Origin of the sequence: Pantoea sp. 18059 (assembly GCF_902706165.1) — a bacterium.
Lineage (GTDB): Bacteria > Pseudomonadota > Gammaproteobacteria > Enterobacterales > Enterobacteriaceae > Pantoea > Pantoea agglomerans.
This window is the reverse complement of sequence record NZ_CACSJS010000001.1, coordinates 482202-506228: the sequence shown is the minus strand read 5'-3', so window position 1 is coordinate 506228 and position 24027 is coordinate 482202. Positions and strand designations below refer to the sequence as shown.

Here is a 24027-nt window from a genome sequence, read left to right as displayed (position 1 = left end):
CCGGAAATGTCAGAACACCCTGGCTTTATTTAACAAAAGTTTTTCATTTCCCCCTGCAGACACATTAATCTGCGTATCTTTTCCAGGCTATTTTATAAACAGGATGATCAATATTTAATCAGCAACTCTGACTATTATTCCGGAGGTGATTATCGGGCCAGAAAGAATATTCTATAAAGATGAACAAATATTAATACGCAGACTAATGGTTAGGATAAAAGCCTTATAAGGCTATTCTTAGCGGATAATCACCCATAATTAAATCAGGGGTTATATTGATTTAAAAATGTACAAAAAATGCCCATTTAAGACCACTACATACAAACATAACCAATTGATAAATAAAGATATAAAATCAGATAACTCATAATTACTTATTAGAAGAAAATCTTATTACTTTACAATTTAATCTTCTGTTCCTCGCTGTTATCCATCAGCTGAATATAGACATCACATTTTGTTACTTTTATTGCACTTTGTAGTTTTACCTTTTTGTGTCATTTTCTTTTCACCCCATATCAGGGGAATAATAATTAATGAATACAGGGTAATAATTAAATGATGAAGCGCACTTTACTGGCGGCTGTCATGCCGTTACTGATCGGTCTCTCCTCCGCGCAGGCCGCAGAAGTTTATAACAAGGATGGCAATAAGCTGGATCTGGTCGGCAAGATTAACGTGTCACACCTCTTTTCTGACGATAACAACAACGATGGTGATACCTCCTCTTATGCCCGCTTTGGCTTTAAAGGCGAGACAAAGATTACTGACCAGCTTACCGGCTACGGTTTCTGGCAGTATCAGTACAGTCTGCATAACTCCGAGGGCAGTGATGCCCAGGCCACCAACCGTACCCGTCTGGGCTATGCTGGCCTGAAGTTTGGCGAGGCGGGTTCGCTGGATTACGGACGTAACTACGGCCTGGTCTATGACGTGCTGAGTTATACCGATATGCTGCCGTTCTTCGGCGGCGACTCCGGTTATACCGACGCCTTTCTCTCTGGCCGCTCAACCGGTGTGCTGACCTGGCGTAACAGCAATTTCTTTGGTCTGGTCGACGGCTTAAACCTTGCCGCGCAGTATCAGGGCAAAAACGATCGCAGCAGTAACATTGACGGCGTGCGTCGTTCCAACGGCGACGGCTTCGCCCTCTCCGCTTCCTATGACTTCGATTTCGGCCTGAGTTTTGCCGGCGCGTTTGCCAGCCTGGATCGCACCACGGCGCAGAACGCTGCCGCACGCGGAGAAGGCGAAAAAGCCCAGCACTGGGCGACCTCGGTGAAATATGATGCGAACCAGGTCTATCTGGCTGCCATGTACGGTGAAACTCTGAACGCCACGCCAATTACTGGCGGTTTCGCTAACAAAGCGCAGAACTTTGAAGCCGTGGCGCAGTATCAGTTCCTGAACGGCTTCCGTCCGTCCGTGGGTTACGTCTCATCCAAAGGCAAGGAAATTGAGAATATCGGCGATGCCGACATCATTAAATACACCGCCGTGGGTGCCACTTACTACTTCAACAAGAACATGTCGGTCTATGGTGAATACCGCATCAACCTGTTGAAAGATAACAATCCGCTTCGCCTGCCGACCGACGACATCACAGCCCTGGGTCTGATTTACCAGTTCTGATGTGACAGCGGGCCCGGCTCTGACCGCCGGGCCCGTTTATTGTTTTAATCCCGGCCACAGAGAGTGTTGCGCGCTTTCAGCCCAGCGACCTGACTAAGCTAACGGCCATCGCCTCTTCCTGCATCAATTCCTCCACGTTAGCGGACGCCAGCAACGTGGTGGCCTGCCCGGCAGGAACCGGACGGCTGAAGAGATATCCCTGCCCGTAATCACAGCCGCGCTTTCTCAGCCACCTCAGCGTGGCGACATCCTCAATGCCCTCTGCAGTAATGATCACATTAAGCCCCTGACAGAGTGCCAGCAGCGTTTCCACCACTTTTCGCTGCTCAGATCCGGTCACGATTCCGGCAATAAACGTCTGGTCAATTTTGATTTTGGTAATACCCAGCCCCAGCAAAACCGACAGGTTGGAGTAGCCGGTGCCAAAATCATCCAGCACCACTCCGATACCGGCCTCTTTCAGCAGATGGATCGCCTGGCGGGCATCGTCAGAAATGGCCATGACATTCTGTTCGGTGATTTCAAGTTCCAGCATTACCGGCCCGGCATGCTGCATAATGCTGGACAAACAGCTGGTCAGCGACGGTCTCAGCAACTGCTCCGGGGTAATGTTCAGCGACAGGCAGAGCCCGGCTGGCCATGCCCGGGTTGCACTGACAGCATCCTGCAGCAGCGCCACGGTCATGCTGTCCATCAACCCTAGCCGCTCCACCACTGGCAGAAACTCTGCAGGCGAAACCGTCTGACCGGACGCAGTGATCCAGCGCGCCAGTATCTCAAAGCCGGTAATGTTACCGGTGCGCAGTGAAACCAGCGGCTGCAGAAAGGGAACGATGGCGTGACCGCTTACAGCGGCAACAACCTCCTGCTCCAGCCTTTCCCGCTGGCGAAAGCGCAGCTCCATGTCCGGAGAGAATCGTGCCAGACAGGCGCACTTATCCTGCTTCGCCTCGTACAGCGCCAGATCCGCCGCCCGCACGACATCGGCCTGACCCGTGCAGGCTGAGCTGGCGATGCCTGCTGAAAGGCTCAGGAAGGTGTGCGGACCGGTCCGGATGGATGCCGCATGCTGGCAGAAGCTTTCGGCGGCGGCCAGCGCCTGATCTGCCTGTGAAGCCTGGGCAACAATGGCAAATTCATCCCCGCCGATGCGAAACACCTGACTCCCGGTACCCGCCGAGGTGGTCAACAGATTGGCCAGCGCGACAAGCGTGGCGTCGCCCTGACGATGACCGTTCAGATCATTGATATTCTTAAAGTCATTGATGTCGAGCAGCGTCAGGGTGTAGGGCGTCCCGTCGGCATCAAGCGCAGCAATGTGTGCAGTGAACGATCGGCGGTTCATGACCCCCGTCAGCGCATCAGTTCCGGCCAGCCTGAGGGCATTTTTTTCCGCACGCAGCGTGTTGCGGATCAGACCCGCAATAAGCAGCGCCGGAATAATCATTGCCAGTCCGGCAAACGAGGTGGAGGTCAGGATAAACCGCAGCCGCTCGCTGGTTTCAAAATCGGGATCATAGCTCAGGCCCAGCAGGCTGGAGATCCACGCCTCGAGCCCGAATTCCCACAGCGTGGAGAGTAAAATGATGGTCGCAATATTCAGCATTGCGAGCCAGAAAAGTTTCAGGCGCATGCGTTAGTTCCCGGTGATGGAAAGTGTCAGAGTTTTGTTTTAATTTTCAGTAAAAAACCGGGGCGTACTTCTCATTCAATGTCTGCTAAGCTGCCGACAATTATCACCCCTCCGCTATTTTTACTCATCGCATTCGCACGTTCTCACCCGCCTTACGGCAGTGAGGCAGACGTTTTGCGGAGCCCGATGCGTGTCGGTTACGTCATCAATGTCGAATAGTGTTCTATCGGCAGCAGCAGCCAGATTAACAGGCCCGCCCGGTTAAATTTGTGCATTCCGGTGTTTTTGACGGGTTATGACGCTGGCGTATCGCGCGGCTGCACCGCGCGAAAAGGCGCACACTCGTCAGGCGATAAAAAGCGATTTATCAGGATATTGGCCGGGATTTCGTTATCACTCCCGTTACGATTTTGTGGCATAACGGGGTGGGTATACGTGCAATTTTTAATTTCGTTAAATTAAATAGCGAACAATTTAGTTAAACGTAACTCTCCAGAAGTTCTCTCTCCTGCCGATACCGGTTTACCCAATGAACTCTTTCGGAACGAGAGATGAAAATTTCAACGCGCCTTAGCGCAGGTTTTGGCTTGCTTATTCTGCTGTTTATTATCTGTACCGGCACCGCGATTCACGCGCTGGATAGCGCTCGCGATGGTATGGACGAGGTGGTTAATGTCCGTTTGAAAAAGTACCAGACGGTGCTGGATATGCGCGGTGGCGTGCGGGATATGGCAATCGCGGTGCGTAACCTTGCTCTGCTGACCGATCCCGTTGCCATGAAGCCAGAATGGGAACGTCTGCAAAAACAGCGCGCGCTTTATATCAGCAACCGCGAAGTACTCTCAGGCATGATGCAGACCGACCCCGGACAGGCCGGACGGGAGGCGATGAGCAGAATCGAGTCCACTGAAGAGGCCGCTCTCTCCACGCTGATGACCGCCGGGAAACTGGGGATGGAAAATCGTCAGCAGGAGGTCACCGACTATCTGTTAAAGGTGGCGCGTCCGGCTCAGCAGAGCCTGCTGAAGGCGATAAACGATCTGACCGAGCTTGAGATGCGCAGCAGCCGGGATGCGGTAGTGGATAACGGCATCGCTATCGCCCGCACCACCTGGATACTGATCATCCTGGCGGTGCTCTCCGTGCTGGCTGCCGTCGTCACCTGCGCGTTTATTGTGCGGATACTGATGCGCCAGCTGGGCGGCGAACCGGTGCAGGCTCAGACGCTGGCTGCTGCGATTGCCGCCGGTGATCTCACCTCGCCGGTCACGCTGCGCCGTGGCGACAGCACCAGCCTGCTTGCGTCGCTCAGCGGCATGCAGACCAACCTGCGCGAACTGGTTACGCAGATCAAAGGGGCATCCGCCTCGGTGGCGCTGGCGGCCGATGAGATTTCGCAGGGCAATACCGAGCTTTCATCCCGTACCGAGCAGCAGGCTGCTGCGTTGCAGGAAACGGCCGCCAGCATGGAGCAGCTCACCGCCACGGTAAAAAGCAACGCCGCGGGCGCGCAGCAGACTGCCGGTTCAGCGCGCGAGGCCGCCACCCTGGCCCAGGCGGGCGAAGCAGATGTCCAGCGCCTGTCAGAAACCATGCATGACATTTCGCTGAGTGCCGTTCGGGTACGCGATATTACGTCGGTGATTGAAGGCATCGCTTTCCAGACCAATATTCTGGCGCTCAACGCCGCCGTAGAAGCTGCGCGCGCTGGTGAAGAGGGCCGCGGATTTGCCGTGGTCGCGGGTGAAGTCCGCTCGCTGGCCCAGCGCAGCGCCACCGCAGCACGCGACATCAAGCAGCTGATTGAGCAGGCCGTGACGCAGGTCGAGGATGGCGTAACCGTAGCGGCCGGAACGGGTGAGCGCATCCTGAAGATTGTCAGCCGCGTCGGTGAACTGGCCGATGCTATGGACAACCTCTCCCTCTCCTCCGGTGAACAGATGCAGGGCATCTCCCAGGTCAGTATTGCGGTGAGTCAGATGGATGGCGTCACGCAGAATAACGCCGCGCTGGTGGAAGAGTCCTCTTCTGCATCGCAGTCACTGCTGGCCCAGGCGCGCGACCTGCGCGGTATGGTAGAGACCTTCACCGTATAAGCCGTATCGGCGGGCGGCTTCAGCCTGGGTTAAATGCTGAAATTGTCCTGCCGATCTTAGCTGCGTTGCACCCGGCGCACGTTGTGCGCAAGGGTTGCGACCGGTTATGTTGACTTCAATTTAATTTGACTCAATACTGTGCCGACTTTCAATCGGCGGCGCAGCTAAAGGCTTTTTCTCCCGCTGCGATAGCGCTTAAAAGTCTGGTGTCTTACACCAGAAAGAGATGCTGCCGAAATCAACATCTCCCCGAGATACTATTCGCGAGACTTCACGGCTGACCAACAGCCTGGGGTCTGGCTGTCCCACCCCGGACTCAGAATGAGTAAAGATATGAATGACGAACCCGCGGGGATCTCCGATACGCCTCCCGCCAGTGCAGCGCCTGAAACCATCGACCAGTTTCTCTGCTTTGCGCTCTATTCCGCCTCACTTGCCATGACAAAGCTCTATCAGTCGCGGTTAAAACCGCTGGGAGTGACCTATCCGCAATATCTGGTGCTGCTGGTGCTGTGGGAGAAAGATCGCCTGACCGTCTCTGATATTGGTGCACGTGTCCGGCTTGATTCCGGCACGCTCAGCCAGCTTCTGAAGCGGCTTGAAAGCGGGGGCATTATCTGCCGCCAGCGTGACACGGGAAATGATGAGCGCCGGGTACTGATCTCCCTGACAGAACAGGGCCACCAGCTTAAAGTCTCGGCGGCTGGCGTCCCGGCTGATATGATCTCGGTGATGGATACCGCCTGTAGTGAACTTGGTGAGCTGACAACCCAGGTGGCAACGCTGCGTGAAAAGCTGCTTAAGGCCCTGCCATGATGCCGGCTTATAAAAAACCTGTGACCAGGCTGATAAAGCTGAATCGCCTGAGTGTTGCCTCTTCAGGTGCTATTCAGCAGAACGGTTGCGCTGGAGTTTCTATTGAGTACCGATAAACCGGCAGATATGGCTGACGTCCATGCCGTTGTAGGGCAGGCCGTGTCGAGCCTGCTGAAGTCAGGCAAGACGGCAGGCTTACAGGACATAATTGCATTCCTGCAGCATCAGCAGGCACGATCGGTAAACGGTCAGCGAGAGGTCTACGCCAGAGCGGTACGTATTGTGATGAGCATGGTTAACTGATAACCGGGCCGCTGCGCTAAACGGCGGCGCTGCCCGCGTCTTCTTAATATCAATACCCTGCCCGCAGCGCAGCGTCGTTCCTGCTTTCACCCAGTGGTTCCCGCTCTCATTTCAGGATCAATCGTGATGTCACTCTGCCGCACCCGCGCCTTCGTCAACCCGACAACTTATCTCTGCCAGTAACCGCTGTCGGGCCTGCAGACGTTAACAACAGCGTCTGCACACCACCACCGCTATTCACTCCCCCCAATCCTTTCTGTGCAGTAAAGCATCCCAACTAAAGTGTGGTGCCGCCGGGTGCCATCAAATCATAACGATCGTTCTGCGGGGCCTCGTCCACGGTCATCGGTGGCTGAATTTTCAGGGTGATCCAGTTAGAGGTCACACGCTGCTGCTTGCTATCCTCCAGTGTTACCGACAGGCGATATTCGTTGCTGGCGTCTGGCGACGGATCCCACTGCGGTAAGATCACACTCCAGCCCTGCGGATCGGCGTTATTGGCCGGAGGTGTCAGGCTCAGCGCCTGCGTATCGCCCTGCCAGCTTACCGCCTTGATAGCATTGCTGGCGCGCACCTGCAGCTTCAGTGGCAGACTCTCGCCACTGCTTAACTGCCAGGGCGGGGTTGCCAGAAACACGGACAGCGTTTTGCGCTGACGGAAGGTGAGCACCGGCGTATCACTGCGGGTGACGGTATCGTAACGGCTGCCGCGCAGGGAGTGCGCCTCCGCGACGTTTCCGGCATCGAGCTGACGTCGCAGCGCCACGCCAAAGCGATAGTTGAGTTTCAGCCCCAGCTGATCCTGACTCTCACCGGCGCTGCTGGTTTTATGGGTAGCGGACAGCGTCACCAGCGGCACGGGAGTGTAAGAGAGGCCAAACGACATGGCGGAGGGATTGTGATAGCGGTTGCCGCTGTTAAACAGATCGACATTCTCACCCAGATATTGCTGATAGCTCACCGAAACGCCCAGCTGACGATAAAAGGGCAGATAGCTCTGGCTGGTAATATCGTAGCCGCGCGCCATGCGCTGCTGCTGCGAATCGCCCAGATTTTTCCAGCCGGAAAGCGGCTGATAGTAGTTGGCCGAGAAGCGCATTGAATCGCTCCACGCTTCCGTGCCCACAGAGGCGCGTTGCAGGCCGCTGCTGAACACGCGGTCAACAAAGCCGTTGTAACCCAGCAGCCAGTCACCGGCATCCCAGCGTTGTCCCAGTCCCGCGTTGCCAACCAGGCCATCGCCGGTATCGTGCAGCCCAAGCTGGCTGAAGGTGAGCCGGCTGTTTTCGTCGGCCAGTGCGCTGAAGAGATCGCCGCCGGTGCCGGTAAAGTTTCCGTTCATGTCGACTTTCAGATCCAGCTGCGCGGTGCCGTAAGGGGAAAGCAGTGACTGCCCTTCGCTCTCAACCCGATCGGCCACTTCATCGCGCAGATGATTGAACGCCCAGACGCCCGCCTGCTGACCAAACGTGACATTGCTGTCACTGTTGTTACTCGCTTCACCGATACTTTTGGCCACGGCCGCCAGCTTTTTGCTCCACTCTTCATCCTGATCGCTGGCACCGCCGAGCGTCGGCAGCGACTGACTGTAGCGCGCAGGATTGTCGAATGGCGTTTCTGACACCGCTGTTTCAGTCTGAAAGGCGCGGGCGCTCTGCGTGGCAGTCAGCGACAGCGCAATCAAAGAGAGAACCCCTGTTTTCCGTATCATGTCACCCGGCACATTGATTAGTTCGTAGCTGCAATTAAACAAAAATCATCAGCTATTACCTTAACATATTGTGACGGCGATGCAGGACAGCAGCGGCGAATTGTGCATATAACAGAAAAGTCCGGGTCAGAAAAAGGCCTGCGTTTACAGCAGGCCTGCGATCTCTCACCGCATCAGGAGAAGATCAACCCGCCATCTACATTGATGGTCTGCCCGGTGATGTAGCGCGCATCCTCTGATGCCAGAAACGCCACCAGTCCGGCGACATCTTCCGGCTGACCGGCACGCTTCAGCGGAATGTTTTGCACCCACTCCGCCATCAGCTCCCCTTTACCGTAGGTTTTCTCCTCGCTGCTGAGGATCTCGCCCCAGACGCGATCGTTGTAATCCCACATCTCACTCTCAATGATGCCAGGGCAAAAAGCGTTGACCGTAATGTTCCACGGCGCCAGCTCCAGCGCCAGACTCTGGGTAATGCCTATCACCCCCATTTTGCTGGCGGCGTAGTGCGGCGTGTAGATAAAGCCCTGTCGTCCCTGCCCCGATGAGGTGTTGATCAGGCTGCCGCTGCGCTGCTGCACCATATATTTCGCCGCTTCACGGCAGCAAAGCCAGACGCCGGTGGTGTTAACCGCCAGAATCCGCTCAAAGTCGCTTTTCGGCATGGTGTCGAAGCGGTCGATGGTGATCACGCCCGCATTCTGTATCGATACGTCGATCTGACCAAAGCGTTCAAAGGCCTGCTGATAGAGCTGCTGCACCGCAGCTTCATCCGTGATATCGACCTGCAGCGCCAGAATCTCACTGCCATACTGCTGCTGAAGCTGGTCGGCTGTAGCGAACACCCGGTCAGCATTCGACACCATCACCAGCCTGGCCCCGTCGCGGGCGAAACGCGCCGCGATCCCGGCCCCGATGCCACGACAGGCACCGGTTATCACCACTGTTTTTCCACGTTGTTCGCGGCTCATAATCGCTCCTGTTAACTGTGACGAACATCAGTAAGGGGGGCTGCCTGCTGCTTTTTTTCATGGCGACGCAGCAGCACCACTTTGCTTTGCAGACGTTGCTGGAACTGGTCGATGACTACCGCAGTCACAATCACCAGACCTTTGATCACCATCTGCCAGAAATCGCTGACGCCCATCATCACCATGCCATCCGCCAGAAAGACGATAACGAAAGCGCCAATAATCGAGCCGGAAACCCGGCCACGTCCGCCCGCCAGCGCAGTGCCGCCCAGCACGGTGGCACCAATGGCATCCATCTCAAACATGTTGCCGGTCATCGGGTGCGCAGTCTGCAACTGAGAGGCCACCACCAGCCCGACAAGCCCCGCGCAGAGGCCGGAAAAGGCGTAGACAAAGACTTTCACCTTGATAATCGGCACGCCCGCCAGTCGCGCGGCGGACTCATTGCCGCCAATGGCGTAGATGTAACGACCCAGCGGGGTTTTGCGCGTCAGGTAGAGGCCGAGCAGTAAAAAGCCGAGCATCAGCCAGATTGGCAGATAAACGCCCAGTACGGTGCCGGAGCCGAGCAGCGAAAAGCCGGTGTTGCCCAGCGCGGGCACTCCCACCAGGTTAGCGTAGGTGCCGCCGTCGTTGAACAGCAACGCCGCACCGCGCGCCACATACATCATGCCCAGGGTGCAGATAAAGGGTGCGACGCCCAGTCGGGTGATCACCGTGCCGTTAATCAGCCCCACCAGCACGCCAAAGATGGCCACCACCAGAATCACTTCAGGCACGTTGAGAAACAGCGTATTGCCGCCCCACAACGGGATGCCATTGGTGAGCAGTGCGCCCGCCACCATGCCGCAGATCCCGGCGACCGCACCCACCGAGAGATCGATACCGCCGGTCAGGATCACCAGCGTCATACCAATGGCCAGCAGGCCGGTAATCGCCACGTGCTGCGTCATGATCAGCAAGTTAGAGGGGGTGAGAAAGTTCGGCACCATCACGCTGAAAAAGCCGACCACAATCAGCAACGCAATAAAGGTGCGGGCCTTGAGCAGGTACATATAGAGCAGATATTTTTGGTTCATGAAATTCTCCGGCCAGCTTAGAGCCTGGCCCGCCAGGCGTAATGGTTTCAGGCAGTCTGGACACGGACAGCGCGGAACAACCGGCACGTACACGCAGTACGTGAGGATTACTCGCTGTGCTCGCCCCTTCAGGGCCGCCCTGACGGGCGTTCAGGTTGCTAAAGCAGCCTGTGTGACCACTGCCCAGGTTCAGACGGACAAATAAAATAGCCTGATGGGTCAGGCTCTTAATCCTGCGGGGTTGATGCCGCAATCAGATGTTCTCGCGTCGCCGCTGCGCGCGGCAGATCGGCAGTAATCCGGCCATCGGCCATCACTAAAATGCGGTCCGCCAGCGCCATCACCTCATCCAGTTCAGAGGAGGAGAACATCACTGCCAGCCCCTGCTGTGCCAGACTGCCAATCAGGTGATAGACGTCGGTTTTGGCACCCACGTCGATACCGCGCGTTGGCTCATCCAGCAGCACCACCTGTGGCCCGGTCATCAGCGCTTTACCCAGCACCACCTTCTGCTGATTACCGCCGCTCAGCGCCGTAACCGGCAGGTCGGGATCGCTGACTTTAATCGCCAGATGGCCGATCATCTCACTGACCCGCTGCTGCTCCCTGGCAGGATTCAACAGCCCCAGCGCACGACGAAAACCGCGCAGGCTGAAGTCAGAGAGGGTCATGTTGGCGGTGACCGACATCAGTTCAATCACCCCTTCGCCTTTGCGATCTTCGGGCACCAGCGCTATGCCACTTTTCAGCCGCTGCTGGAAGCTGCGTTTCGCCAGATCCCTGCCCGCCAGCCGAACATGGCCCGACTGACAGGGCATCAGGCCAATCAGCCCCTTAAACAGCTCGGTGCGTCCGGCACCCAGCAGACCATAAATGCCGATCACCTCGCCTTTGCGCAGCGTAAAACTGACGTCATTAAGCTTGTAACCGCCGTTCTGATGCAGCGCAGTCAGGCCCTCTACCTCCAGCACCGTTTCCCCCTGTGGCGCAGGCTGATAGTCGAACTGCTTTTTCTTGTCACCCACCATCTGGGCGATAATCCACGGCACGCTGGCGTCCCGTACCTCGCGCTCACTAATAAAACGGCCATCGCGGAAAATGGTGATGTGATCGCCAATCTCCATCAGCTCTTCCAGCCGGTGAGAAATGTAGATAATGGTGACCCCACGCCGCTTAAGCTGATCGATGACGTTAAACAGCACTTTCACTTCAGACTGGCTCAGGGCGCTGGTCGGTTCATCCATGATCAGCACCCGGGTATCCTTCGACAGCGCCCGGGCGATCTCCACCAGCTGCTGATGACCAATACCCAGCTCACCCAGCGGCGCGTAAGGATCGACATCCAGCTGCAGCCGTTCCAGCAGCGACTTTGCCAGTGCGTACTGATACTTTTCATTGATCACCCCGCGCTGGAAATACTCATTGGCGATAAAGATGTTGTCCATCACGTTCATGTTGGGAAACAGATTCAGCTCCTGAAAAATGATGCTGATCCCCTGCTTCTCCGCCTGATGCGTGGAGTTCAGCGACACCACCTTGCCATCCAGCAGAATCTCGCCCGAGGACGGCGTCTCTACACCCGCCAGCATCTTCATCATGGTGGACTTACCGGCACCGTTCTCACCGATCAGCACGTTAACTTTATTGCGGTAGACCCGATAACTGACCTGATCGAGCGCGGTCACGCCGGGATAAAGACGCGACACGTTGCGCGTTTCGATAATCACGTCGCCGGACTGTTGCGGTTGAGGATTTTGCATCTGCCGCTCCTTATTGCCGGTTGATCGCAGCCGGAGTGATATCCGGCAGCTGCTGCGGAATGTCCCAGCTGCTGAACACGCCGGAAACCCTCACTTTATCGCCCACCTTCGGCGCAAACTGCTGCATCAGAGTGGAGGCGTGCTGGTTAATCGCCTTGCCGTAATCACCAAACAGCACCTGGTCATTGAAGTCCTGATAGCTCACGCCTTTGTAGACATCCCGCAAAGCGGTGCCACGAATGATTGGCCCTACCTGAATTGTGACACTGTCACCTGATTCATCTTTCACGGTCATCTTTCCACTGCGTGACGTGGTATTTACGGCGGTCACCTCGCCGCTAACCGAGACGCTGAAGACACAGGGATTCTCAGCCTGACTGCGATAGCCGTAGCTCTGACAGGCACTGTCGAAGTCTTTAGCAGACTGCAGCGACTTCATCAGCGTCGCCAGCGGCTTAGCCTCTGCCTGAACCTGCGGCACCAGTTTCTGCTGCCAGAGCTGGTCGATGTTTGCCATTTTCGGATTGGGGGGATTTTTCAGGGCAGCCAGCTCCTGCTGCGACACAATTTTGCAGCCGCTTAACAGCAAGACCACCAGCGTCAGCCAGACTCTTCGGGACATCATCTTCTCCCTGGCGCCCGCTTTCGCAGGCGCGACAGCGTTTAATTACGACTTGTAGTTAAAGTCCTGTACACCTTTAGCGTTTTCCGGGGTAATCAGAATACCGCGGAACATCACCCGCTGTTTTTCCGGCTTCACGCCCTTCTGAATGAAGTTATCGAGATCGGTCACCCCTTCAGCGGCAATCGCCTGCGCCTGCAACATGACCGTGGCTTTCAGCGTGCCCGCTTTCACTGCATCGCGTTCGTCGTTGCTGCCATCAATCCCCACCACGATGACATCATTGCGACCGGCCGCCTTCAGCGCGGCTATGGCGCCCAGCGCCACCGGGCCGTTACCGCAGATCACCCCTTTCACATCCGGATGCGCCTGCAGGATGCTGTCCATAATGCGCTTGCCGTCAATCAGCGTGCCTTTGGCATCCTGACGCGCCACGCTCTGCATATCAGGATACTGATCCAGCACCTGATGGAACGATTTCGAGCGTGTCACGCAGTTGTTATCCGCCAGGTTACATGCGAGTTCGGCGTATTTGCCCTTTTCGCCCATCTTTTCAACAAAGACGTTGGCAACGTCTGAACCCGCCTGGAAGTTGTTGTGGGTGATCTGCGCCAGCGCCACGTCATCCACCGGGATTTCGCGGTTGATCAGCACCACCGGGATCCCGGCATCTTTGGCTTTTTTAATCGCCGCCACGCTGGCGGTGGAGTCGGCGTTATCCAGCACGATACCCTGCACTTTTTTACCGATAGCGGCGTCGATTAGTTCGCTCTGTTTCTTCACATCTTCGCCGTGCGACAGCACCGTTGTTTTGTAACCCAGTTCCTGCGCTTTGAGATTGGCGCCTTTGGCTTCGGAGGCGTAGTAGGGATTATCGAGTGAGTTAACCAGAATCATAATGGTGCCCTTTTCGGCGGCAAACGCCGCCTGCGAAACCAGACAGGCAGCCACGGCAGTGCACAGCAAGGTACGGTTTTTCATGATGTTCTCTCTTATCGTTATGGCAGGGTATGAATTCCCGGGTGCTGGATTGGCCTTACCAGATGGTAAAGCCCCCATCGATCATCAAATCGGCGCCGGTGATCATGTCGCTGCCGTTGCTGGCGAAAAACAGCACCGCAGCGGCGATCTCATCGGTATAAGCAAAGCGTCCGAGCGGAATCAGCTTCTTCATCTGCTCACCCTTCTCGCCGCGCCAGGCCTTTTCGCCCATCGGCGTCAGCACTACGGTGGGCGACAGGGTGTTAACGTTAATGCGATGCGGGGCAAACTCTTTGGCCATCACTTTGGTCATGCCCAGCAGGCCCGCTTTGGCTGAGGTGTAGGCGACATGGTTGTCGATAGCGATGGATGCCGCCTGGGAGGCGATATTAATAATTTTGCCGCCCGCACCGGCACGGATCATCAGCCGTGCGGCGGCCTGTGAGCAGAGAAAAGGCCCGGTGAGATTCACCGCAATCTGCTTCTGCCACTCGGCAAAATCGGTCTCGATCACCGGCTGCAGCATCACGTAGCCTGCGCAATTCACCAGGATATCGATCCGGCCATAGTGGGAAACCACATCGTCAAAAGCCTGTTCAACCGACGCGGGATCGGTAACGTCACAGCAGACAAACTGCACCCGCTCGCCGGGGAAATCTGCCCTCAGGCTGGCCACCTTCTCTGCTTCAAACGGCGGATAGAGTAGTGCCAGACTCGCGCCCTTCTCCAGCAACATGCCATTGGTCGCCATCGCAATACCGCCCAGCCCGCCGGTCACGACGGCCACTTTGCCGGCCAGATTCATTGCGGTATCCACGCCGTAGCGCAGGTTTACGTCATATTCACCACTCATCCCACTCTTCCCCTCAGATTTTTGCCGATGCCGTTGATTCACTCATTTTCGAACAAAAATATAAGCTATCGAAAAGAAATGTTGTGTGGAGCAGATCAAATTTCGACCATCTGCCCTGCAAAGCGGCTTATCTGATTGAAAAGACGTGATCTGGCTTCCAGTCCCGAAATAAAGGCAGCTGGCTGCAATCCGGAAAGCGTGAGAGATTCAATAGCCTGCACATTTTATATTTTCGTTCGAAAACCAAAGGCAGAGCAGGCTATCTCGCATTCATAAAAATGGCGCGTTAAACTCAGCCACAAAGACCTTGTTCGCCCGACTTCTCAGGTTATTGGAAAAGGGAGCATTTCGATTGAAAAGCAAAAGTGAGCAGTTCGCTGACATGCAGCAACGCCGCGAGAAAATTCTGGAGATGATCCGTGAGGATGGCACGGTCACGGTTAAAGCTTTGACGGAGACCTTTGGACTGACCGAAGCCACCTTACGCAGCGACCTTCGCATGCTGCAAAAACAGGGCTTTGTGCAGCGCTACCATGGTGGCGCGACGCTGATGACGGGCAAACAGAATACCGGGGCGATGCTGCTGGAGCGGCAGACACATCTGGAAGAGAAAGAGGCGATTGGCCGGCTGGCGGCGCAGCATATCGAAAATGGCGACACGGTGATTTTCGATTCCGGCACCACGACCACCGCGATCACCGATGCCATCAGCCACATCCGCCGCCTGTCGGTCGTGACAACCGCGGTGAATATCGCCCTGAAACTGGGCGGCGAGCCGGGGATCAACATCCTGCTGACCGGCGGTACCTTTAAATTTCCGACGCTCTCTACCTCCGGCGAAAAGGCGGCCAGCTTCTTCGAAAACGTGCTGGCCGGTAAACTCTTCCTGGCGACCGCCTGCATCTCGCCGCGTCTGGGCCTGAGCTTCCCCAGTGAAACTGACATCAAGGTAAAGCTGGCGATGATCAAATCTGCCAGCACGGTTTACGTGGTCGCTGACTCCAGCAAAATCGACAAGGTTTCGATGTTCGCGCTGCCCTGTGACTGGAGCAATATTCACTACCTGATCACCGACAGCGGCATCAGCACTGCGCAGGTCAAAGCGTTTGAAGCGCTAGGCGTGAAAGTGCTGGTGGCCCCGCTGCCGCTGAAGCGGGCGATGTAATGCTTGTTGAAACAACATCGATTCAGCCACTCGCTGTCATCAGACAGCCACAGGATTAAGTTACGCTCCAGAGCGAATGCTAAGCAGGGATGTAACGGATGATAAAACGATGAAAAACGAGATTTTCGAGCGCAGGAAAGCGCGGGCTTTAGCCCTAATGGCAGCGAAGAAAATGTGGCCGAGTAACTCTGCTCCGCCATTACATCGTTTGTTATGGAAAATGAATATCCATCTTCCACCCCCGGGTTTCACTCCTTTCTGGCTCAATCTTGTGGTGTTTGCCAGCATGTACACGCTGATGATGCCACTGCTGCTCTTATTGCCTTCTCTTCCGGGCGTGTCTGACGACAACTATTCGCTGATACCCAATCTGATCGCAGGTCTGTTCTTCGGTACGACAATGGCACTGTTTCACGGATACCGAAAAAAAGTTCACAACCTGCCTGCGTGGGAGGAGCTTTAACCCCGTCAGACGCTTAATCATCATTGTCAGGACCAGTTTCCCTTTTCCGTAACAGAATGCACTGCCGCCAACAGTGCAGGTAAGACCTGCCTGAAGAGCAAAGTGTGCGAGCCACGGATGGCGAGCCCAGTCCGCAGGGATGCGGGATCCCTTTGCGATCAGGCAGGCCTTTCCTGCACAACGCACCGGCTCTTCAAACCATTCCTGCCTTCTCACCCAAACAAACCTGCACCTAATACCGACCCGCTCCCGCAAAACCCCGCACCAATGCCAACAGTGCAGGTAAGGCCTGCCTGAAGAGCAAAGTGTGCGAGCCACGGATGGCGAGCCCAGTCCGCAGGGATGCGGGATCCCTTTGCGATCAGGCAGGTCTTACATGCACGCCGCACCGTCTTGCCACACCGTTCCTGCCTGCCAGCAAAAGCCCGCACCTGCAGCCCCGTCACCCCACCGCCTGCACCTGCATCCCCACCTGCAAATCCGCCCGATAAAACCGCACCACTTCACCCACCATCAGCAACGACGGAGACACCGGCTTATCCCGCGCCACCGTCTCCGCTAATCCCCCCAGCGTGGTAATCAACACCCGCTGATCGGGCCGGGTCCCATTCTCAATAATCGCCACCGGCGTCTCCGCATCACGTCCCTGCGCCTGCAACTGCGCACTGATCGACGCACTCCAGCTCAACCCCATATAAAACACCAGCGTCTGATTCACCGCCGTCAGCGCAGCCGCCTCCAGCTGCGGCTCGCCGTTCCGCCCATGCCCGGTAATCAACCGCAAAGACTGCGCGCAATCCCGATGCGTCAACGGAATTCCGCTGGCTGCCGCACAGCCCACAGCCGCCGTAATCCCTGGCACGACCTCACAGCGAATCCCGGCCTGCTGCACGCTCACCATCTCCTCGCCTCCGCGACCAAAAACAAACGGATCGCCCCCCTTCAGCCGGATTACATTGCGTCCACTGCGCGCCAGTTCCACCAGCAACTGATTAATCTGCGCCTGCTTCAGACCATGCTGCCCCGGCTGCTTACCCACATCAATACACAACGCCTGCTCCGGCACCTCCGCCATCACCGCGTCACTCACCAGCCGGTCATATACCACCACCTCAGCACGCTGCAGCAACCGCAACGCCTTAACGGTCAGCAGTTCCACATCGCCAGGGCCCGCACCCACCAGCCACACCGCGCCCTGTTGCGACACGGCATCCACCGGGGCCAGTAACTTATCCAGAGAATCAATTGCTCGTGTCATCATTCCTCCGACATCACTTCGGACAGCAACAACTGCTTCAGCTCCGGAATACAGGAGCCGCACTGCGTGCCGCACTTTAGCTTTTCGCCCAACGCCTGAGTTGTACGACACCCCTGCGCCACCGCCTGTAAAATCGTCTGCTCACCCACCGCCATACAACTGCAAATAATCCGTCCCGTGGCCGCGCCCTGCGCGGGCTGTCCTGCCAGTACACTGTGCCGCCCTGCCGCATCCTGCGGCGCATGACTAAAGGCCTCGGCGACCCACGCACTATCAATCGACGGCAACACGGAGCCGGCATAAAACGCCAGCTGCAACTCGCCGTCACGCCATGCCAGCAACCGGTAATCATTGCCGCTGCCGGTCGCAACCTGCCTGTGACAGCCTGAAAGAACAACCTGCCCGTCCAGCCAGACCTGCGGCGAGCCCTCGCCCGCCACCGCATAACGCTGCACCGCCGGATAGGGGGTACGCGCCCAGTAACGCAACCCTGTGGGCTGCGCTATCTCGCGCTGCCATAGCCAGCCCTGCCAGCTCACCCTCAACGGCAGAATCCGCACCGACGTCTGCTTCAGCGCGGGCTGCCCCGAAAACGGACAGGCGCGGGCGGCCACCAGTAAATCGACGTGACTCTGCTGACTGAACTGCCGGTTCCAGTGCATCGGCACAAACAGCTCGCCGCGCCGCATCCCGGCATCGACACGCACCCGCACGCTAATCCAGCCCTGAACAGACTGCACCCGCGCCAGTCCGCCCGCCGTCACGCCATACGTTGCCGCATCCGCCGGATGCAGCGCGACAAACGGTTCATCGCAATGCTGCATCAGACGCGGCACCAGCCCGGTACGCGTCATGGTGTGCCACTGATCGCGCACCCGTCCGGTATTCATCAACAACGGATACGCCGGTTCGCGCGGGGCGACAACCGGCGTGGCCGGCACCCGCAACCGGGCCTTACCATCCGGATGAAAAAACCGACGATTGCCAAACAGCCGGGCGCAGCCCTGCGGACAGGCCGCGTTAACCGGCCACTGCACCGGACGCAGCGCATCCCAGTCAGCATTACTCAATTGCGCCAGGCCGCTGATATCAAACGCCCTGGCGCCCCGGTTCTCGAAACCTGACAACGCCGCATGCTCACGGAAAATCTCTGCCGGATGCTGCCAGTTAAAGCCTTCATCAAACCCTAAACGCCTGGCCACCTGCGACAGCAACCACCAGTCAGGCCGGGCGTCACCGGGTGCGGCGGCAAAAGCGCGCTGACGTGAAATACGCCGCTCGGAATTGGTCACCGTGCCGTTCTTCTCGCCCCACCCCTGGGCGGGCAGCAGAATATTGGCAAAGGCGCTGGTATCGGTCTGCGCCATCACATCTGATACAATCACCAGCGGACAGGCCGCCAGCGCCTGCGCGACGCGGTTGCCCTCAGGCATCGACACCGCTGGATTGGTGCCCATAATCCACACTGCTTTCACCGTGCCATCCGCCAGTGCCCGGAAAAGATCCAGTGCAGTCAGTCCCGGTTCCCGGGCAATGGCCGGACTGCGCCAGAAACGCTGCACCCGTTCGCAATCCGCTTCAGTAAAATTCATATGCGCCGCCAGCTGATTCGCCAGGCCACCCACCTCCCGTCCGCCCATGGCATTTGGCTGTCCGGTCAGCGAAAAAGGACCACAGCCCGCGCGGCCTATTTTGCCCGTCAGCAGATGCAGATTAAGAATCGCCTGGTTATTGTCGCTGCCGGTGGCGGACTGATTAATCCCCATGCACCATAGCGTCAGCACCCGATCGTGCTGGCTGAAAAGCTGGAAAAAGTGCGCGACCTGCTGCACGGTTAAGTCACATGCCTCTGCCACTCGCGCCACACCCCACTGCGCTGCGGCGGTCAGCGTCTCGTCCACACCATTCAGGTGCGGCAACATGCTGGCATCAATGCCATCCTGCTGCGCCAGCCAGTGCAGCAGACCGGAAAACAACGCCGTATCGCTGCCGGGCCGCAACGGCAGGTGGAGATCGGCCTGATCGCAACTCGCCGTACGCCGCGGATCGATAACGACAATACACATCGCCGGACGTTGCAGCTTCGCCTGCATCAGCCGCTGCCACACCACCGGATGCGCCCAGGCAGCATTAGACCCCACCAGCAGCACCAGGTCGGCCTGCTCCAGATCCTCATAGCAGCAGGGCACCGCATCGGCCCCCAGCGCCCGCTTATAACCGACCACCGCCGACGCCATGCAGAGCCGCGAATTCGTATCGATGTTGGCTGCACCGATGTAGCCCTTCATCAGCTTATTGGCGACGTAGTAATCCTCGGTCAACAGCTGGCCGGAGCCGTAAAACGCCACCGCCTGCGGGCCATACTGATCGATAACCGCCCGCAATCCCGCCGCCGCCGCATCCAGCGCAGCGTCCAGGCTGACGCGCTGCCCGTTAACCTCGGCGTTCAGCAAACGCCCTTGCGGCGTCAGGGTCTGGCCCAGCGCTGCGCCTTTTACGCACAACCGACCTGCATTCGCGGGATGGTGCGGATCGCCGATCACGGTTGCCTGATGCGCCCCCTGCGGGGTGACGCAGACGCCACAGCCGACGCCGCAATAGGGACAGGTACTGTTCATGATGCCTGCGCCAGCTGATCCAGCGGACGATTTGCCAGCCAGATCTGACCCGCTTCCAACTTCACCGGCCAGCAGCGCAGCTGATGCTGCGGGTCATCCAGGCTCTGTCCGTCACGCAACCGTATCCGCTGCTTATAGAGCGGGGAGATCACCACCGGCTCGCCGCCCACATCGCCAAGGATCCCACGTGAGAGCACGCTGGCGTCGCTGCCGGGTTCGCGGTCTTCCAGCGCAAAAAGCGCATCGCCAAAGCGGAACAGCGCAACACGTTCGCTACCCAGTCGCGCCCCGATCCCCGCCTGCTGAGGAATCGCCTCCAGTGTACACACCGCGCTCCACGGCTCGGCTGGCGGCGGTAACAGCGGACGATCGGTAACGGCCTCCGGCTGACGCTGACCGCGCACCCGGCTGTAGTGCAGCGTCTCATCCGGGCGATCGCTGTTGACCGTAGGGGTAAACAGCGCAAGTCGTGAAGGATCCGCCAGCGTGGTCTGCCACTCGCACTGATACGCGTCCATCACCCGCTGCATCTCCTGCTCCAGCGTCTCGCCCAGACCGAGGCTATCCTCAATCACCACCTGACGCAGATAGTCCAGGCCGCCTTCCAGATTGTCCATCCAGACGCTGGTGCGCTGCAGCCTGTCTGCGGTGCGGATATAGAACATCAGCAGGCGGTCGACATAACGCAGCAGCGTGGCATCATCGAGATCGCTGGCGAACAGGTCGGCGTGGCGCGGCTTCATGCCGCCATTGCCACACACATAGAGATTCCAGCCCTTTTCCGTGGCGATCACCCCGATATCTTTGCTCTGCGCTTCCGCACATTCGCGGGTACAGCCCGATACCGCCATCTTGATCTTGTGTGGGGCGCGCAGCCCCTTGTAGCGGTTCTCCAGCGCAATGGCGAAAGCGGTTGAATCCTGCACGCCGTAGCGGCACCAGGTCGACCCCACACAGGACTTCACAGTGCGCAGCGACTTGCCGTAGGCGTGACCGGTTTCAAAACCCGCCGCCAGTAGCGTCTGCCAGATATCAGGCAGTTGATCGAGCCGCGCGCCAAACAGGTCGATACGCTGACCGCCGGTGATTTTGGTGTAAAGATCGTAACGCGCCGCCACCTCGCCAATCGCGATCAACCCCTGCGGCGTGATTTCGCCCGCCGGGACGCGCGGCACCACCGAATAGGTGCCATCTTTCTGGATATTGGCGAAATAGCGGTCGTTGGTGTCCTGCAACGACAGATGCGCCGGTTTTAGCAGATAGTCGTTCCAGCATGAGGCGAGCAGTGACGCCACCAGCGGTTTGCACACTTCACAACCCTGCCCCCGACCATGTGACGTCAGCAGCGCATCAAAGGTTCTGAACTCACCGGCCCGCACCAGGTGATAAAGTTCCTGGCGCGAATAGCTGAAATGTTCACAGATATCTTTTTTTACCTCGACACCGAGGTTTTCCAGCTGAAACTCCATCACCTGCTTCACCAGCGCCGCGCAGCCGCCGCAGCCCGTAGCCGCTTTGGTGCAGCTTTTGATGCTGCTCATCTCACCGCATCCGCCTTTCACCGCCGCGCAGATTTCGCCCTTGCTGACGTTGTGACAGGAGCAGACCTGGGCGCTGTCAGGCAACGCCGCGACGCCTGGCGCTTTCGGCGCCTCCGACAGCGCAGGCAGGATAAGGCTTTCTGGCGCGGCAGGCAGCGGTAACTCATTGAGCATCATCTGCAGCAGCGTGGCGTAGTCGCTGCTGTCACCGACCAGCACGCCGCCCAGCAGCCGGGTGCTGTCGGCAGAAACCACGATTTTCTTGTAGATGCCTTTTGGCCCGTCGGTCCAGTGATAGTGCTGACTGCCCGGCGTCCGGCCATGCGCGTCACCAAACGACGCCACCTCCACCCCCAGCAGTTTCAGTCTGGTACTCATGTCCGCGCCGCTGAAGGCGGTGGATTCAGCCGCCAGATGCCCGGCCAGCACGCGTGCCATCTGATAGCCTGGCGCGACCAGACCGAAGATCTGACCGTTCCACAATGCGCATTCACCAATGGCAAACACCTCTTCATCGCTGGTCTGGCAGCGATCGTTAATCTCAATGCCGCCGCGCGGTCCCAGCGTCAGGCCCGCTTCACGTGCCAGCTCATCGCGCGGCCGGATACCGGCGGAGAACAGCACCAGATCGCCGGGTAAACTGCTGCCGTCAGCAAAGCGCAGCACCACGCTACCGTCGGTCTGACGCTCAATCAGTTCGGTCTGTTTTGAGGTGTGAACCGTGACGCCCAGCGCATCGATCTTCTGGCGCAGCATCAGCGCCCCGCCCTCATCGAGCTGCACTGCCATCAGGCGTGGCGCAAACTCCACCACATGCGTTTCCAGCCCGAGCTGCTGCAGCGCATTCGCCGCCTCCAGACCCAGCAGGCCGCCGCCAATCACGATGCCGCGCTGGCTATTGCGGGCGCAGGCAGCAATGGCATCAAGGTCATCCAGCGTGCGGTAGACAAAGCAGCGTTCGTCGTCGTGGCCCGGTACCGGCGGTACAAAAGCACGCGAGCCGGTGGCCAGCACCAGCTTATCCCACGCCAGCTCATTGCCCGCGCTGTCACGCAGACTGCGCTGCTGACGATCGATCGCTACGACTGCGCAGCCGCTGCGCAGTTCGATGCCGTGCAGGGTAAAAAAGTCCGCGCTGACCAGCGACAGATCGTCGGCCGTTTTGCCGTTGAAATAGTCCGACAGATGCACCCGATCGTAAGCCTGCTGACGCTCCTCGCCGTAAACCACGATGTGGTAGTGCTGATGCAGTTCGCGGGCAACCAGCTGTTCAAGAAAGTGGTGACTGACCATGCCGTGACCCACCACGGCTAATACCGGTTTACTCATCTCAGGACTCTCTGCAGCCTGCGGCTGCGGTTCAGGTTGACGGGAATCGAACAGGGCTTCGAGCGTGACAGCTTCGGTGTGCAGCAGACGCGCCAGCAGCGCGGGACCCTGCCGGGTGTCGCCAGAGAGCAATACGCCACAGAGGCGGCCCTGACGAAGAAACAGACGGCGGTAGTCGCCGGAGATCGGATCAAAACTGCTGATGGAGGGTGCCTCACTGACATCCCCGGCGCTGAACAGCGAAATGCCACTGACTTTGAGCCGCGTCGCCTGCGGCTGGCTGACAAAATCCGCCAGTGGCGACCCCGCCAGCTGTGCGGCCAGAATCTGCGCCTGCGTCAGGCAGGGTGCGACCAGGCCAAAGGTTTCGCCGGCAATTTCGCAGCACTCGCCTACGGCGTACACCGACGGGACCGCTGTGCGTAACTGCCCATCGACCAGAATGCCGCGCTGACACGGCAGACCCGCCGCCTGCGCCAGCGTTATCTCCGGCTGAACGCCGATGGCAATCACCACCTGCGTGGCGGCGCAGTGACGACCGCTGGTCAGCGTCACACCCGCCTCGTCAATCGCCGTGAGTCCGCTGTTCAGCACGCAGCGGATACCGCGCTGCTGGAGTGCCGTCAGCAACAGCTCGCCCGCCTTTGCATCCAGCTGGCGATCCAGCAGCCAGGGTTTGTGATGAACCAGCGTAACCTCACGCCCACGGGCACAGAGTGCCGCCGCCGCTTCAATGCCGAGAAAACCACCGCCCAACACCACCACCGGTCCCTGGCACGCCAGGAGTTGCCGGACGTCGGCGATACTGCGAAAACCCAGTACGCAATCCGCGTTGATGCCGGGAATGGCGGGCAAACGGGGCTGTGAACCGGTGGCAAACACCAGCCGATCCCAGCCCAGCTGGCGATAATCGGTCTGCACTGTACGTGCCGCCAGATCGACCTGCAGCACGGTTTCGTCGTTCAGCAGCGTGACGCCGTGCCGCTCATACCAGTCGCGATCGTGGATCAGTGTTTCACTGAACGGCGTTTCACCCGCCAGCACCGGCGACAGCAGCACACGGTTGTAATTGCCGTGCGGCTCGCGGCCAATGACCGTGATGGCGAAGCGCTGCGGTGCACGTTGCAGCAGGCTCTCCACCATCTGCATTCCCGCCATGCCATTACCTATCACCAGCAACCGTTGCTTCATGGTCT

Annotated in this window: 17 protein-coding genes; 6 read left to right on the top strand and 11 right to left on the bottom strand. The window is 58.1% G+C overall.

Translation table 11 applies throughout. The annotated features are described in order from the left end of the window. Positions 1–558: 558 nt before the first annotated feature. Complete coding sequence (locus tag GVJ63_RS02345; RefSeq protein WP_010245750.1) at positions 559–1632, top strand: porin; 1074 nt, start codon at positions 559–561, stop codon at positions 1630–1632. Between the two features lie 76 nt (positions 1633–1708). Here the strand turns inward: GVJ63_RS02345 and GVJ63_RS02340 are convergent, their stop codons facing one another. Continuing rightward, positions 1709–3265: a bifunctional diguanylate cyclase/phosphodiesterase gene (locus GVJ63_RS02340; RefSeq protein ID WP_159226370.1), complete on the bottom strand. Its 1557-nt coding sequence runs from the start codon at positions 3263–3265 to the stop codon at positions 1709–1711. Between the two features lie 551 nt (positions 3266–3816). On the opposite strand from GVJ63_RS02340, the gene GVJ63_RS02335 reads away from it, so the two are divergent. From GVJ63_RS02335 to GVJ63_RS02325, 3 genes are all read left to right on the top strand, one after another. Further along, a complete protein-coding gene (locus GVJ63_RS02335; protein ID WP_033771601.1) occupies positions 3817–5361 on the top strand; it encodes a methyl-accepting chemotaxis protein in 1545 nt (514 codons plus the stop codon). A gap of 321 nt (positions 5362–5682) precedes the next feature. Next, entirely contained in the window at positions 5683–6177 is a 495-nt protein-coding gene (locus GVJ63_RS02330; protein ID WP_159226369.1) for a MarR family winged helix-turn-helix transcriptional regulator, read from the top strand. A 102-nt stretch (positions 6178–6279) separates the two neighbouring features. Further along, entirely contained in the window at positions 6280–6480 is a 201-nt protein-coding gene (locus tag GVJ63_RS02325; RefSeq protein ID WP_194709459.1) for a hypothetical protein, read from the top strand. A 277-nt stretch (positions 6481–6757) separates the two neighbouring features. Here the strand turns inward: GVJ63_RS02325 and GVJ63_RS02320 are convergent, their stop codons facing one another. The 7 genes from GVJ63_RS02320 to GVJ63_RS02290 all read right to left on the bottom strand — a co-directional run bounded on the left by GVJ63_RS02320 (position 6758) and on the right by GVJ63_RS02290 (position 14457). Continuing rightward, positions 6758–8191 carry a YchO/YchP family invasin gene (locus GVJ63_RS02320; protein ID WP_187510851.1) on the bottom strand — a complete coding sequence of 478 codons (1434 nt, stop codon included), beginning with the start codon at positions 8189–8191 and terminating at the stop codon, positions 6758–6760. 173 nt (positions 8192–8364) lie between these two features. Next, on the bottom strand, positions 8365–9162 hold the full coding sequence (locus tag GVJ63_RS02315) for an SDR family oxidoreductase (RefSeq protein WP_061704029.1): 798 nt from the start codon (positions 9160–9162) through the stop codon (positions 8365–8367). 11 nt (positions 9163–9173) lie between these two features. Continuing rightward, a complete protein-coding gene (locus GVJ63_RS02310) occupies positions 9174–10241 on the bottom strand; it encodes an ABC transporter permease (protein ID WP_010245772.1) in 1068 nt (355 codons plus the stop codon). Between the two features lie 227 nt (positions 10242–10468). After that, a complete protein-coding gene (locus GVJ63_RS02305) occupies positions 10469–12001 on the bottom strand; it encodes a sugar ABC transporter ATP-binding protein (RefSeq protein ID WP_010670006.1) in 1533 nt (510 codons plus the stop codon). Positions 12002–12011: 10 nt separating this feature from the next. Further along, entirely contained in the window at positions 12012–12623 is a 612-nt protein-coding gene (locus tag GVJ63_RS02300) for a DUF2291 family protein (RefSeq protein WP_010670005.1), read from the bottom strand. 45 nt (positions 12624–12668) lie between these two features. Continuing rightward, positions 12669–13604, bottom strand: coding sequence for a D-ribose ABC transporter substrate-binding protein (locus GVJ63_RS02295; protein ID WP_010670004.1), 936 nt, complete (start codon positions 13602–13604; stop codon positions 12669–12671). Between the two features lie 55 nt (positions 13605–13659). Next, positions 13660–14457 (bottom strand): GolD/DthD family dehydrogenase, encoded by a 798-nt coding sequence (locus GVJ63_RS02290; protein ID WP_111533732.1) that lies wholly within the window; start codon positions 14455–14457, stop codon positions 13660–13662. Between the two features lie 352 nt (positions 14458–14809). Here GVJ63_RS02290 and GVJ63_RS02285 point away from each other — a divergent pair, with 352 nt between their 5' ends. Both GVJ63_RS02285 and GVJ63_RS02280 read left to right on the top strand, forming a co-directional pair. After that, positions 14810–15622, top strand: a complete 813-nt coding sequence (locus GVJ63_RS02285) for a DeoR/GlpR family DNA-binding transcription regulator (protein WP_010245789.1) — start codon at positions 14810–14812, stop codon at positions 15620–15622. A 109-nt stretch (positions 15623–15731) separates the two neighbouring features. After that, entirely contained in the window at positions 15732–16085 is a 354-nt protein-coding gene (locus GVJ63_RS02280; protein WP_235038328.1) for a DUF6404 family protein, read from the top strand. A 442-nt stretch (positions 16086–16527) separates the two neighbouring features. On the opposite strand, the gene cobA is transcribed toward GVJ63_RS02280, so the two are convergent. The 3 genes from cobA to nirB are packed head-to-tail and all read right to left on the bottom strand — an operon-like array spanning position 16528 to position 24022. Further along, positions 16528–17343, bottom strand: a complete 816-nt coding sequence (gene cobA, locus GVJ63_RS02275; protein ID WP_115387617.1) for a uroporphyrinogen-III C-methyltransferase — start codon at positions 17341–17343, stop codon at positions 16528–16530. Then, a complete protein-coding gene (locus tag GVJ63_RS02270; protein WP_010245802.1) occupies positions 17343–19961 on the bottom strand; it encodes a nitrate reductase in 2619 nt (872 codons plus the stop codon). Before GVJ63_RS02270 ends, cobA begins: the two co-directional genes overlap by 1 nt. Further along, on the bottom strand, positions 19958–24022 hold the full coding sequence (gene nirB / locus GVJ63_RS02265) for a nitrite reductase large subunit NirB (protein ID WP_159226367.1): 4065 nt from the start codon (positions 24020–24022) through the stop codon (positions 19958–19960). The genes GVJ63_RS02270 and nirB overlap by 4 nt, the downstream gene beginning before the upstream one ends. Positions 24023–24027 lie beyond the last annotated feature (5 nt).